We start from the raw sequence: 13,792 nt of genomic DNA, 5'->3' as shown, positions 1-13,792 counted from the left end.
GCTTACGAACTGGCCTGGTATTTGCTACTGATTTTCCCAACTGAACGTCGTGGTCGGGGAAGTAAATGTCGCTATCAAGTAATGCCATGCAGTTATCCCCTGGCGAGAAAAGCTGGTTACCCTGGTTCGGCAAAACCGGAAAAATAGCCATGGGCTGGTCGTGCCGGCTCAATCGGTCGGCGTACCCGGTGATCGAGCAAACCTTCGAAGCCATCGCTGAAACCCGCGTACAGTTGCTGCACAACTGGACCCGCGAACAGTGGGAACACCTGGCTGAACTGGCAGACCATCTCGGCCGTGATTTCGCCCGTCTCGACAGTACAACGCTGATGGACAAGCTGCGCCAGGCGGAAGATTTTTCCGAGTTGTTTGTGGTTGATACTGCCGGCAGCGTCATCGTCTCGACCTGGAACCGGCGGGGCAACACCCGGCTCGAGCACACCCGTGCATTGGCCGAAGGATTGAAGGCGCCGTTTCTCCACGGTCCTTACCGCGATCCACTGACCTTGCCCATCGGTCCATCCTCTTCACGCTTCCACGATGAAGTCACCTTGATGTTCTATCAGCCCCTGAAGGCCGATGGAAAAGTCCTTGGCTGCCTCTGTGGTCGCGTGCCCAACGATGTGCTGGGCGATCTTATCCAGCGCGAGGCCGGGCACATTTTTGCCGAGTCCGGCGACAATTATCTGTTCATGGCGCAATCACGATTTGATCCCGCCATCGAGCCGGGGACCGCCTTGTCGCGCTCACGTTTCGAGGACGGCACCTTTACCCACGGTGAAAACCTCAAAAGCGGCGTGCACACACCGTGGAAGACCGTACAGATCCAGCGCCACACCGAACTGGAACTGCGCTTTACCGACCCGGCGACCCAGCAACTGCACCCGGGTGTACGCGAGACCATCCGCAAGGGCTCCAACCTGTTCGTGACCTATCCCGGTTACTCGGATTACCGGCACGTTCCCGTGGTCGGCAAGGGCGTCACCTTCCAGTTGCCAGGATCGCCCGATCGCTGGGGCATGATGTGTGAGGCCGACCTGGAGGAGGTCTACCGCCGACGCTCACTCAGCCATGGCCTGATGAAGCCCTATCTGGCGACCATGACCGGACTGTTTGCCTGCAATTTCATGGTCCAGCATTACAGTGGCCTGACCCAGGGCCTGATCGATGCCGTCGAAGTCGTGAGCATGGTCGGCGCCACACTCCTGTTCAGTCTGCTGGGGCCCAAGCGACTGGCGGCCCGGCTGGACGGGATGACCAGTGTGATCAGGACCATTGCCGAGGGCGAGGGCAACCTGCGTCAGCGCCTGGACCCCACGACCATGGCCAACGACGAGACCGGTGACATGGGGCGCTGGATCAACAGTTTCATCGACCATCTGGACTCGGTGGTCGGGCAAGTGGTGAAGGCCAGTCGCAACGTCGGCACCACCAATCAGATGATGCTGGGCCGCAGCCAGGAAGCCGGCATCACCTCCGCCGAGGTGGCCGAAGCGGTGCATCACATGATGATTATCGTTGAAGACCAGTTGGGCGAGATCCAGCAAGCCTCGGCCAGTGCCGAGCAGATGAAGCAGGTGATGGACGAAGTCGTCACCCGTGCCCGTGAACAGTTTCTCGCGGTGCAGGCAGGCACCCAGTCGATTCGGGATGTGGTCGAGCGCTCTTCTTCAAGCGTGCAGCTGCTCGACAGCCGGATGACGCAAATCGGCAACATCACCAGCCTGATCAGCGACATCACCAACCAGACCAATCTGCTGGCACTCAATGCCGCCATCGAGGCGGCGCGCGCGGGTGAGCATGGGCGAGGCTTTGCGGTGGTGGCCGATGAGGTACGCAGTCTCGCCTCACGCACGTCACGGGCGGCCGACGATATTCGGCAGATGGTCGAAGGCCTGCAGGGCGAAACGCAAAAAGCCGTGAGGTTCATGGAGGAGGGGGTCAAGGACGTCGATAACAGCCTGCGCCTGGCCGAAGATGCCTCCTCGGAAAACGTGCAGTTGCATCAGGCCGTGGAAAGCATGTTTGCGATCATTCAGCAGCTCAACAAGCACAGCCTCGATTATGGCAGGACGATCCGGCAGGTCGACCAGTCTTCCACCGAGATGCGCCAGACGGTGGTAGTGCTGCAGAGCAGTGCCGAAACCGTGAGGCTCAATGCCAACAAACTGCAAAAACTGGTGGGGCAGTTTGAAGTGACTAACAACAACGAACGGGTGGCGGCGGCTTGAAGACGGGAGGGAGCGGACAGATCACACTGTGGGAGCTGGCTTGCCAGCGAAGGCGCCTCGACAGCCGACCAGTCCTTGCGGATGTACCTCGCTCCTACAGGTGATCGGTGTAATGCCCTAAACAGGGGCAAGCCAACACACCGCTGTTATTTTTTGCCACTTGCCAACGGCGGAGTCCGAGGCGGAATCAGGCGCTTCGTTCCCGTCGACTCAAATGCCGCCGCCAGGCGCAACAACGACGAATCATCATAAGCCCGACCGGCAAACGTCAGCCCGACCGGCATGCCGATGTCGGGCATGATGCCCATCGGCACGGTGACCGTGGGCACACCCAGGTGGCGGATGGCGAGGTTGCCGTTGGCGACCCAGATGCCGTTACTCCAGGCGATATCCGCGGACTGCGGGTCGACGTCGGCATTCGCTGGCGCGACATCGGCTACCGTCGGGAAGATCACCGCATCGAGGCCCAGTCGATCCATCCAGTCCTCCAGGTCGATTCGACGGGTCTGTTCCAGCCCGCGCAGACCATCCGGCACCGTGGCGATCTGGTCCCAGGGTGTGATGCCGCGCTCGGCCATCCGCACATACTCGTCCATGCCCGCGACCAGGTCGCCCTCGCGGTTGGGCAGGGTCCCCGGGTCGTGGGGGAAAATCAGCGGCCCGTCGACATCGACCAGGCGATTCAATTGCGGATCGCCGTTGGCTTGCAGAAAATCATCGAACGCCCAGGCCGTCAGATCCCATAACTCATGATGCAGGAACTCCTTGGACACCAGGCCCCGGGTAAACACCGTCGGTGCACCCGGACGATCACCCTCGCAATTGGAGACCATCGGGAAATCGACCTCGAGCACTTCGGCCCCCGCAGCTTCCAGTGCCTGGCGCGCCTCTTCCCAGAGTCCGATCACCGAGGGCCGGGTGTTGATCCGCTGCCCGGTCGGGCCCCCGATACCCGGCGCATCCGCCGTGCCCGCTTCGGGATCGGCGTTGATGTACATGCGCGGAACGCCAAAGCGTTTTCCAGCGAGCGCGGCGCTATCCGCCGCCAGCGATGCATAGGAGGCCGGGCGCACCGAGGCGACGCTCGGAATCGGCACCCAGGGTTGCATCCGCCACAGATCGCCGCGGGTATCGGGATCCTCCGCGACCACCACGTCGAGCACCTCGAGCAGGTCGGCCATGGTTCGGGCAAACGGCACCACAACGTCCATGGTCGGGGTCAACGGCCAGTTGCCGCGCACCGAGATCACTCCGCGCGACGGCGTATAGGCACACAGGCCATTGTTCGACGCAGGTCCGCGTCCGCTCGACCAGGTTTCTTCAGCCAGGCCGAAGGCGGCGAAACTGGCGGCGGTGGCAGTCCCGGCGCCGTTCGACGAGCCAGAGGCAAAGGGGGCGGTGAGGTAGTCGGCGTTGTACGGGCTCTCCGCGCGGCCATAGACCCCGCGCTGCATGCCGCCGTTGGCCATGGGCGGCATATTGGTCTTGCCCAGGCAGATCGCCCCCGCGGCGCGCAGCCGCTCGATGGTGAACGCATCGCGATAGGCGATCAGGTTGGCGAATGCCGGACTGCCCGAGGCTGCGGTCAGCCCCTTGACCAGATAACTGTCCTTGGCCGTATAGGGGATGCCATCGAGCGGACCCAGGGTCTCGCCTTTGGCCCGACGGGCATCGGATGCCTGCGCTTCCACGAGGGCATCGGGATTGCGCACCACCACCGCGTTGAGGGCGGTGGGGGTGTCGGTTCCGTCATAGGCATCGATCCTGGCGAGATAGGCCTGGACCAGCTCGACCGCGGTGGTCCGGCCGGATTCGAGCGCCGCACGCAGTTCGGCAATGGAGACTTCGGTGACCTCGATCATGCGGTTACCACTGGCTGCTGATGGGGGATGCGGTGAGTGTTTTCGTCACGCTGGATCTGCGAGGCAAGGACATCACTGTTCTTAAAATGGGGGTTCATAACGGTTCTCGTGGCAGTGCATTACGCGACAGGGCCGGGCTGACACTCTGAGCGTTCTATTTAACACCAAGCACGGGTATCGGTGAAACGCTTCGACCGCCCGTGTGGATTTCTGGCCGAAAAGGGTCGATGCCGGGCAAGTAACTGTCGCCGTCGAGTGGATATCTGCGCGAAGCCGATTATGCTTCAGGAAACCTTGCAGCAATGCGAGGTCGTCAACCTGTGTGCATGCTTTGCGCAATCCGTAATCCGATGACATCAGCCCCAGGGCCAGGGTGCGGCAGAGAGGTAGTGGGGTACTCCGGCCTATAAATAACAACAAAGACGGAGAAGACTCATGGCCGCAATCGACAGTACAACCACGGGCAGCGCGTCCCACCACGGGCTCACCAAGGAGGAGCGCAAGGTCATTTTTGCCTCGTCCCTGGGCACCGTGTTCGAGTGGTACGACTTTTACCTTTACGGCTCGCTTGCCGCGATCATCGCCAAGCACTTCTTCGCCGGGGTCAACGAGACAACGTCCTTCATCTTCGCGCTGCTCGCGTTCGCCGCGGGCTTCGCCGTACGCCCCTTCGGCGCCATCGTGTTCGGCCGACTGGGTGACATGATCGGACGCAAGCACACCTTCCTCATCACCATTGTGATCATGGGTATCTCCACGGCCATCGTCGGCTTCCTGCCCGGCTACGCGACCATCGGGGTCGCAGCGCCGATCATCCTGATCACCCTGCGCCTGTTGCAAGGCCTGGCCCTGGGCGGTGAGTACGGCGGTGCGGCGACCTACGTCGCCGAACATGCGCCCAAGGGCAAGCGCGGCTACTTCACTTCGTGGATCCAGACCACCGCGACCCTCGGCCTGTTCCTTTCGCTGCTGGTGATCCTCGCCTGCCGCACCATCCTCGGCACCGAAGCCTTCGAGGCCTGGGGCTGGCGGATTCCGTTCCTGCTGTCGATCTTGCTGCTGATCGTCTCGGTGTACATCCGCCTGCAACTCAGCGAGTCGCCGGTGTTCCTGAAAATGAAGGCCGAAGGCAAGTCCTCCAAGGCGCCGCTGACCGAATCCTTCGCCCGCTGGGACAACCTCAAGATCGTCATCATGGCCTTGCTCGGCGGTACTGCCGGCCAGGCTGTGGTCTGGTACACCGGGCAGTTCTACGCGCTGTTCTTCCTCCTGCAAACGCTGAAGATCGACCCGCAGACCGCCAACCTGTTGATCGCCGGCTCGCTGCTGATCGGTACGCCGTTCTTCGTCATCTTCGGCAGCCTGTCCGACCGCATCGGGCGCAAGGGCATCATCATGGCCGGCTGCATCATCGCGGCGCTGACCTACTTCCCGATCTTCCATGCGTTGACCCAGTACGGTAACCCCGACGTGTTCATCGCGCAGGAGAAGAATCCGGTCACGGTGATTGCCGATCCCGACCAGTGCTCGTTCCAGTTCGACCCGGTGGGCAAGGCCAAATTCACCAGCTCCTGCGACCTGGCCAAGACTGTGTTGGCCAAGCGGGCCATACCCTATGAGAACGTGAAGGCCGAGCCGGGCACCGTTGCGCAGGTGCGCATCGGCGAGAAAGTCATCCAGAGCTTCGAGGGCACCGGCATGCCGGCCGCCGACTTCAAGGCCAAGAACGACGCCTTCGTCGCGACCCTCGGTTCTTCGCTCAAGGAAGCCGGCTACCCCGAGAAGGCCGACCCGGCCAAGACCAACTACCCGATGGTGCTGTTGCTCCTGACCGTCCTGGTGATCTACGTGACCATGGTCTACGGCCCGATCGCCGCCTGGCTGGTGGAACTGTTCCCGGCGCGCATCCGCTACACCTCGATGTCGCTGCCGTACCACATCGGCAACGGCTGGTTCGGCGGCTTCCTGCCCACGGTGGCGTTCGCCATGGTCGCGGCCACGGGTGATATCTACTACGGGCTGTGGTACCCGATCATCATCGCGGTGATGACGGCCATCCTGGGTATTTTCTTCCTGCCGGAAACCAAGGATCGGGACATTCATCACACCTGAGCCTGGCGTTTGCCCTCTCCCGCGGGGGAGAGGGCAACACCCATCAGAAGTAATAGCCGATGTTGATGTTGGTCCGGTAGTACCACTCGTTGCTGCCGATCGAACTGGTGTTGGTAAAGCCAGTGCCATTTTCCGCACCGCCGTAGGGGTTGGCGTTTTTCGCCCAGGTCAGGTCGACCCACGCCATGATCGGCATCGCCAGGAACTGTGCGCCGACGGTGTACATCTGCGAGTCGTCCCAACCGCTCTGGTCTTTCATCATGCGACTGTAGTCGTTGTACAGTTTGATCTTCTTCAACTGCCCCAACTTCGGCGTCGGAATGTCATAACCGATGTTCAGCGAAGCAATGGTTGCCTTGGAGGCGATCAGGTACGCGGGCGTCAGGCCGTTGCCGCCCATCAGCACCGAGTCGTTGCTGACGCCGGCCGGATTTTTCGGGTCGTACTCGTAGCGGATGCCCTGGGTGCTGACGGTCCATTGGCCAGCATTGATCACGGCGTGGATGCCGCCGGCCCAGTAATCACCGTCATCCCGGGTGGTGGCGTTGTACAGCTGGGCAGCGGCCACCGAGGCCCCGACCTCGGCTTTCCAGCCGTCGTTGACAAAAGTCCGCGCGACGCGGGCGTTGATCTGGTTGTGCTTTTCGTTGTCCTGGCGCGACTGGGTGAAGGGGATCGCATTGTCCTTGAGGTCGGCGTAGCGTCCGACTTCCGGCGAGTAGCGAATGTCCGAGGGCATCATGCGCGGGAAATACCCCAGTTGCAGGTCCCAGTCCTTGTCCTTGTAGCTGTACTTCAAACCCGAACCGGCGCTGACGCCATACCCCATGAAGAAGGGCAGGTGATAGCTCCAGCCGAATTGCGGGTAGGGTTCGAGGCCGAATGGCTTGAACGGCGCGCCCAGTTGCAGGTTTGAATTGGTGTTGAAGCGGTAGCCGACGAAGCCGCGATCAATGGAGCGTTTGCCGTCGTCCTGGAACCAGTAGCCGACATCACTGAACAGGTTCTTGTAGCTCGCCTGGATGTCGATGCGGAAAGTATCGAAAAGAAACCGGCCATTGTTTTCGGTGGTGTCCCAATGTTCGTCGCGATAGTTGGTGCGCAAGGCGCCGCCGATATCCAGGCTGCTTTGGCCATCATCGCTGCGCCAGGCGATGTGCGGGAAGGGCTTTTTACCGGGAGTCGATGTCACGGGCGCGGCAGGGCCGGGTTCGCCGGCGAAACTGACGCAGCTGCTCATCATCAGCCCCAGGCATATCACGTAATTCTTCATGCTCACTTCCCCTGCAATATTGAGCGCTACAAAGTGACCGGCAACACTTTTCCGCTTGCCTTGAAAGTGGCAATGGGCGAGTGACTTCGGGTGTTGCGGTATTGGAGTGCGTTTTTGTTTTTGCTGTTTCGTAGGTGATACGGCGTTTGATCTATGAACTTGAGGGGAATAGAGCAGAATCTATGCCAACTGTGTCGAGGTGTTTATTCATAAAATAAAATCAGTAAAAACAATGGTTTATATGGGGAACGCATTTCCTTGTATTGCCCGTGAAACGTAAGCTTTAAAGAGTAACGAAAGTGCACGTTATGTGTGCGCCCTCACTCGACTCGCATAAAAAGGTCTCGCACGTGGAAACACAGATAACGCAATACTTGTAGGAGCCAGCTTGCTGGCGATGGACTCAAGTACGCCGCGTTTAACCAGATCACACGCGTTATCGTTGACGATCATCGCTGGCAAGCCAGCTCCTACAGGGGGACCGTGCCCAAGCTGGAAAATGAAGTGGCGTCCAAACCAGTGGACGCGCAAAAAAAAGCCGACAAAACTGTCGGCCCGTTTAACAGATGAAATACAACGGCGGTTATAAGTCGAGTACCAAACGGCGACTCTTGCAACCCGATACACAAACCATCATTGATTTATTCGCCGCACGCTCGGCCTTGGTCAGCACCCCGTCGCGATGATCGACATCACCTTCCAGGACCCGTGTTTCGCACGACCCACACACCCCTTCGCGACAGCTGTATTCAATGTCGCAACCCGCCTCGAGCAACACGTCGAGCAAACTCAAACCCGGCTCGATCGACAGGGTCTTGCCGGTTTTTTTCAGCTCGACGCTGTAACTGCTCTGCGCATCTGCGGACGGCGGCAGCTCCGCCGCCGCGAAACGCTCGATATGGGCATGGGGATAACCGAGGCCTTCGCAGGTGCTTTCGAAGGCATCGAGCATCGGCGTCGGCCCGCAGCAATAGAAGTGTGTGTCACCCGGCTGACCGGCCAGGTAGGCACTCAAGTCCGGCGGCATGCCTTTTTCATCGTTGAAGTGATAAAGCACGGTGGCGCTCAGGCCGCTGAGTTCTTCGACCAACGCGGCTTCCTGCCGTGAACGGGCGCAATAGATCAGCTCGGCGGATTTTCCCAGCGCCAGCAGTTGGCGAAACATGCAGTAGATCGGCGTGATGCCGATGCCACCGGCCACCAACACGCTGTGTCTGGCGCTCAGGTCGAGCTGGAAGTTATTGCGCGGCGACGAGATCGACAATTGCATGCCGACCCGCAATTGCCCATGCACATATTCCGAACCGCCACGGCTGTTGCGGTCGCGCAGGATACCGACCACGTAACGGCCGCGATCGCTCGGCGAGTTGAGCAACGAATAGCTGCGCACCAGCCCGTTGGGCAGGTGCAGGTCAATGTGCGAGCCGGCTTCGAACGGGGGGAAGACGGTGTCGCCATACGGCTGCAATTCGACGCTGATGATGCCTTCGGCTTCGTAGCGCAGGGTATGCACGAGCGCGGTGAGGGGGGAGGAATGGGACATCGGTCACCTCTTTTCGACAGTTCGCAAATCGAGATCGAGACGCGCGCCGGCCTCGATCTCCACCCGCAGTTCAGGAAACACCAGCGCGCTCACTTCAACCAGCGTGGAGGTCGGGAACACCCCTTGCCCTGCGTTCATGGCAACTGCTTCGCGTCGATCAGCTCCAGCTGGGCCTTGGCCGCATTTTTCAGGTAGCGGCGCAGGCGCACCACGCCGAGGTCATGCTGGTACAGGTTTTCCCGCTGGTTGGCGTCCGGCTCCATGAATTCGAGCAGCACCCGATCCTGTTCCAGCACCGCCCAGTGCCGGGCTTCCAGACGGTTCTTGTAGAGGAAGCGCCAGGTGTCCCGCTGCCAGCCGGTCAGTGGACGGCAACGCCAGTGAAACACCGCCGACAAGGCACGGCTGCTCGGCGTGTAGCTGCCGATGATGGTGAAGTTGCCGCCCGGGCCGCCGGTTTTCGGGTAGGGGATTTCCAGACGCAGCCAGTGACAGCTGTTGTCCATGAATTCGGTCCAGTCGAAATTCACCCCGCGCTGGCCTTCCTTCTCGAAGAAGAAACCGTGGTTGGTGTCGCGGGTGACGAACTTGGCCGTGGCTTCGCCTTCGCTCATGGAGTGCGACATCTTGTGCAGGTAGGTGCCGTGCATCGGGTCCATGACGTTGTCGATGACGTAGCGGTAGTCGCCTTTCCACTCCGCATAGCACAGGAAGCTGCTCCATTCGGGGGAGGTCAGTTGCTCGGGCAGCACCAGTTCCGGCGGGGTGTCCACGTGCGGGTCGACGGCGTTGTAGAGAAAGATCGCGCCAGCGGCTTCACGGGTGTGGAACATCCGCGTTGGGCGGCTGCCTTCCAGTTTGCAACCGGGGCTGCCGGGCACTTTGGTGACGGTGCCGTCACAGCGCACTTCGACGCCGTGATAAGGGCATTGCAGGCGGTCACCCAGCACCGGGCCCTGGGACAACGGCGCGCCGCGATGCGGGCAGTGATCTTCCAGGGCATGCACGCTGCCGTCATTGTCGCGCCACAGGGCAATCTTGTAGCCCAGGCGACGGATCGACACGGGTTTTTCGCCCAGCTGATCGGAAGGCAGCACCGGGAACCACAGGTTCTTCAAGCCATTGGCCAAGAGGTTTTCAACAGGATCGACGGTTGTATTCATGTTCATTTCTTATTGTCCTCCGGCGGGTCATTCGCCCAGCCGAGCCATCAGGGTTTTATAGGCATCCGTTGTCCACTCGCCGCTGGTCAGCGGGCAGGGCGGCCCGGCCCGGTTCAGGTGCGCGAGCAGGTCGGGCAGCTCGGTCACGCCATTGCCGAAGGCGCGTTCGATGGAGTCGCCCAGCAACTCTTCGAACGGGGTATTGGGCCGTTTACGGGCCTGATGGGGCTCCAGGTACGGTTCGGTATTGCTCATCTCATTGACCTCCATTGCGTACCCGTTCGCGGATCATTTCGCGCACGGGAATAAAGTCGTACGTCGTGTTCGCTCAGGGTTTCGGCTTGTCGGTGAGGAACTTGCCCTGCGGCGCTTCGACATGTTGCTGGCGTCGGGTATTGCCATCGATGCCGCCGGCGATCGCCCACTCGGCGAATATCGTCGGGCCGGGTTCGAAGGTGCGTGGCTGCCATTCGCCGGTCAGTTGGTCTTCGTCGGCGTAGTATTCGACCAGCGCGCCGGCCGGGTTCTTGAAGTACCAGAAGAACGCGGACGACACCGGGTGCCGGCCGGGGCCGATTTCCGTGGCCCAGCCGCGGCGGGAAATGTGCATGCCGCCGCCGAACACTTCGTGCACATCGCGCACGGTGAAGGCAACGTGGTTCAGGCCGGCGCGAGGGGCGGGCAGTTGCAGCATGAACAGGTCGTGGTGGCCGCCTTCTTCGGCGGTGCGCAGGAACGCGCCGCGGTCGGGATAGCGGTCCGAGGCCTGGAAGCCGAAGCGCTCGTGGTAGAAGGCTTCGCAGACGTTGACGTCCTTGACGAAAAACACCACGTGCCCGACTTCGATCGGCGTGGCACGGTCGTAGATCGGCGCGGCCTTGTTGATCCGGCCTTTGGTTTGCCAGGTGTTGTGGCCGCTGCATTCGATCTGCAGTTCTCGCTTGCGGGTCACTTGCAGACGGATCGCCAGGCCATTGGGGTCGGTGCAACCAATACGCCCGTTGGCTTCGATGAAGCCCGGATCGTTGGCGATTCGCTCGCTGTACAGCTTCAGGTCGGCGTCGCTTTCGACGCCCCAGACCACTTCGCGCACGGTCGAGCCGGCTTCGATGGCCGGTGGCAGGCCGGCCTTGTTGATATCGGCCAGCACCACGCGGCAGCCGTTGAGGGTTTCGAAGATCACCTCGTCAGGCTGCTCGCTGACCTTGCTCAGGCCCCAGTCGCTGAAGAACCGCACGCTGGTCTCGAGGTCCTCGACGCCATAGGTGACTTCATCAATGCCCAAGACGCTCATAACCCAACCTCCGTTTGCACACCGGCCCAGGCCAGTGGCTGTTGATTCATGCCCCAATAAAGGCTTTTCTGTTCCATGTACTGCAGGATGCCCAGGCGGCCTTTTTCACGGCCCAGGCCGCTGTCGCGCCAGCCACCGAACGGGGTGGAAATCGAGAACTGCTTGTAGGTGTTGATCCACACCGTGCCGGCCTGGATTTTTCGACCCAGGGCCCAGGCGCGTTTGTAATCGCGGGTCCAGATCCCGGCGGCGAGGGCGTACAGGCTGTCGTTGGCTTGCTCAAGCAATGCCGCTTCGTCATCGAACGGCATGGCCACCAGCACCGGGCCGAAGATCTCTTCCTGGCACACCTGTTGACGGTTGTTCAAGCCTTCGAGGATGGTCGGCGGGTAGTAGTAACCCTGGTCGTAAATACCGCCGCTCGGGCGTTGGCCACCCAGCAGCAGACGTCCACCTTCAGCGAGCCCCAGTGCAACATAACGCTCCACCGACTCGCGGTGACCGGCGCTGATCAACGGGCCCATCTGCGTGCGCTCGTCCGCCGGATCACCAACCCGCAACTCGGCCGCCGCCGCCACCAGGCGCGCCATGAACGGTTCGTACAGCGCGCGGGCGACAAACAGTCGCGAGCCGGCGATGCAGGCTTCGCCCGAAGAGCTGAAGATGCCATATAGCACGCCGGCCACCGCGTGATCGAGATCGGCATCATCGAGGACGATGGTCGGCGATTTACCACCGAGTTCCAGCGACACCGGCATCATCTTGTCGGCGGCGATGTGGGCAATGTGTTTGCCGGTCCTGGTGCCGCCGGTGAACGACACGCGCTTGACCAGCGGGTTGCGGGTCAAGGCATCACCGAGCAGCGAACCCTTGCCCGGCAACACGCTGAGCAGACCTTTGGGCAACCCGGCCTCTTCGCAGATGCGCGCCAGTTGCAAGGCCATCAGCGGAGTGATTTCCGCCGGTTTGATCACCACCGCGTTGCCCGCCGCCAGGGCCGGAGCGACCTTCTGCGCTTCGCTGGCAATCGGCGAGTTCCACGGGGTGATCGCGGCGATCACGCCCATCGGCTCGTAGACGCTCATGCTGACGAAGTCACCACGGGATGGCGTGATGGTTTCCTCGAGGGTTTCACAGGCCGCGGCGAAAAACTGGAAGGTGCCGGCCGCGCTGGCCACCAGGGCACGGGTTTCGTTGATCGGTTTGCCGTTGTCCTGGCGCTGCAATTGCGCCAGTTCTTCACTGCGCGAGCGGATCAGTTCGGCGATGCGGTACAGCACGCTGGCCCGCTCGTGGGGTTTGCGCTGCGCCCAGCCGCTGTGCAAAAACGCCTGATGCGCCCCTTGCACGGCGTCTTCCACGTCTTCGACACTGGCGGCGTTGAGCCAGGCAACGGCCTCGCCGGTGGCCGGGTAGCACGTGGCGTAGCGCTCGCCGCGCCCCAGGCGCCAGTCGCCGGCAATGCAGATCGGTAAAGTCTGTTCGAGAGTCATCGACTGTCCCCTAAATCGAAATCGCGTGGGCATGGTTGCCCAAGGCGCGGACGACGCTGTAAACGGTCAGCGCCGAGGTCTTCGGGTTGGCCACCAGCGGCTTGCCACGCAAGCTCAGTTCGAAACCGCCAAAGGCTCCGCGGGCTTCGAAGTGATGCACGTTCTCCTCGCTCAGCGGGTCGGCGATCAGCGTTACGTGGGTGCGATCCAGGCCGAGCCCGGCCAGCGACAGGGTCGCGGCGACGTTGGCATTTTTCGGGTAGAGGCGGGCCGCTTCCCGGGCGCTGCCCTGAAAAATCACCGTGGCTTCGCTGATGCTGTCCAGATCGCAGGCCTGTTCGGCCGGGGTGTTTTTCCAGGCGCGGGCCGGCTTGCGCCCGGTGTAGTTGACCGAATCGAGGCCGCCGACCTTGGCCGCCGACAAGGCATCGATGCCGCCGATGGCGCCGGGCAGCAATTCGATGCGGGTCTGGCCGCGTTCGGCCGCCGCTTCCAGGCGTTCGACCAGGCCGACTTCGGACAGCGCGCCGACCGAGACGATCAGGCAGGCGATGCCACGCTCCAGCGCCGGCAACACATGTTCTTCGATGGCGCGATGGCCGGCGCACTCGACCAACAGGTCCGGGCGCGCATCCGCCGGCAATGCCGTCAGCACTTGCGGCGGTTGTTTGAAACTGGCCAGCCTTTGACGTACAAGCTCTTCCGAGCCGGCCGAGGCGATCACGTAGTCGACGCACAGCTGCGGGTCTTTCTCCAGCAGTTCGAGTACGCCGACGCCAATGGCGCCGCAGCCGATCATGGTGATGTGCAACATGACGAAG

Annotated in this window: 10 protein-coding genes and 1 pseudogene; 2 read left to right on the top strand and 9 right to left on the bottom strand. The window is 61.7% G+C overall.

The genetic code is table 11. The annotated features are described in order from the left end of the window. The first annotated feature begins 65 nt into the window (after nucleotides 1-65). The gene (locus ACA067_RS21285) at nucleotides 66-2,231 is read left to right on the top strand and encodes a methyl-accepting chemotaxis protein (RefSeq protein ID WP_497458363.1); all 2,166 of its coding nucleotides are present in this window, start codon (nucleotides 66-68) and stop codon (nucleotides 2,229-2,231) included. A 146-nt stretch (nucleotides 2,232-2,377) separates the two neighbouring features. On the opposite strand, the gene ACA067_RS21280 is transcribed toward ACA067_RS21285, so the two are convergent. Then, nucleotides 2,378-4,093 carry an amidase gene (locus tag ACA067_RS21280; protein WP_497458362.1) on the bottom strand — a complete coding sequence of 572 codons (1,716 nt, stop codon included), beginning with the start codon at nucleotides 4,091-4,093 and terminating at the stop codon, nucleotides 2,378-2,380. Nucleotides 4,094-4,528: 435 nt separating this feature from the next. Between ACA067_RS21280 and ACA067_RS21275 the strand changes: the two genes are divergently transcribed. Next, nucleotides 4,529-6,205: an MFS transporter gene (locus ACA067_RS21275; protein ID WP_497458361.1), complete on the top strand. Its 1,677-nt coding sequence runs from the start codon at nucleotides 4,529-4,531 to the stop codon at nucleotides 6,203-6,205. A 43-nt stretch (nucleotides 6,206-6,248) separates the two neighbouring features. On the opposite strand, the gene ACA067_RS21270 is transcribed toward ACA067_RS21275, so the two are convergent. The 8 genes and pseudogenes from ACA067_RS21270 to ACA067_RS21235 form a co-directional block, all read right to left on the bottom strand. Further along, the gene (locus ACA067_RS21270) at nucleotides 6,249-7,478 is read right to left on the bottom strand and encodes a putative porin (protein ID WP_497458360.1); all 1,230 of its coding nucleotides are present in this window, start codon (nucleotides 7,476-7,478) and stop codon (nucleotides 6,249-6,251) included. A gap of 583 nt (nucleotides 7,479-8,061) precedes the next feature. After that, nucleotides 8,062-9,021 carry a PDR/VanB family oxidoreductase gene (locus tag ACA067_RS21265; protein WP_497458359.1) on the bottom strand — a complete coding sequence of 320 codons (960 nt, stop codon included), beginning with the start codon at nucleotides 9,019-9,021 and terminating at the stop codon, nucleotides 8,062-8,064. Nucleotides 9,022-9,024: 3 nt separating this feature from the next. Next, nucleotides 9,025-9,153: pseudogene (locus ACA067_RS21260) on the bottom strand (RidA family protein); the annotation flags it as partial. Between the two features lie 2 nt (nucleotides 9,154-9,155). Further along, entirely contained in the window at nucleotides 9,156-10,190 is a 1,035-nt protein-coding gene (locus tag ACA067_RS21255) for a Rieske 2Fe-2S domain-containing protein (protein ID WP_497458358.1), read from the bottom strand. A 21-nt stretch (nucleotides 10,191-10,211) separates the two neighbouring features. Continuing rightward, the gene (locus tag ACA067_RS21250) at nucleotides 10,212-10,439 is read right to left on the bottom strand and encodes a recombinase-like helix-turn-helix domain-containing protein (protein ID WP_497458357.1); all 228 of its coding nucleotides are present in this window, start codon (nucleotides 10,437-10,439) and stop codon (nucleotides 10,212-10,214) included. Between the two features lie 73 nt (nucleotides 10,440-10,512). Then, nucleotides 10,513-11,478, bottom strand: a complete 966-nt coding sequence (locus tag ACA067_RS21245; RefSeq protein ID WP_497458356.1) for a VOC family protein — start codon at nucleotides 11,476-11,478, stop codon at nucleotides 10,513-10,515. Beyond that, nucleotides 11,475-12,971 carry an aldehyde dehydrogenase gene (locus ACA067_RS21240; protein ID WP_497458355.1) on the bottom strand — a complete coding sequence of 499 codons (1,497 nt, stop codon included), beginning with the start codon at nucleotides 12,969-12,971 and terminating at the stop codon, nucleotides 11,475-11,477. The genes ACA067_RS21245 and ACA067_RS21240 overlap by 4 nt, the downstream gene beginning before the upstream one ends. A gap of 10 nt (nucleotides 12,972-12,981) precedes the next feature. Next, a complete protein-coding gene (locus ACA067_RS21235) occupies nucleotides 12,982-13,785 on the bottom strand; it encodes an aspartate dehydrogenase (protein WP_064678602.1) in 804 nt (267 codons plus the stop codon). Nucleotides 13,786-13,792: the final 7 nt, after the last annotated feature.

The organism is Pseudomonas sp. LBUM1674 (genome assembly GCF_059695635.1).
The sequence above is the reverse complement of the archived record's forward strand: the minus strand, read 5'-3'. Positions and strand labels throughout refer to the sequence as shown.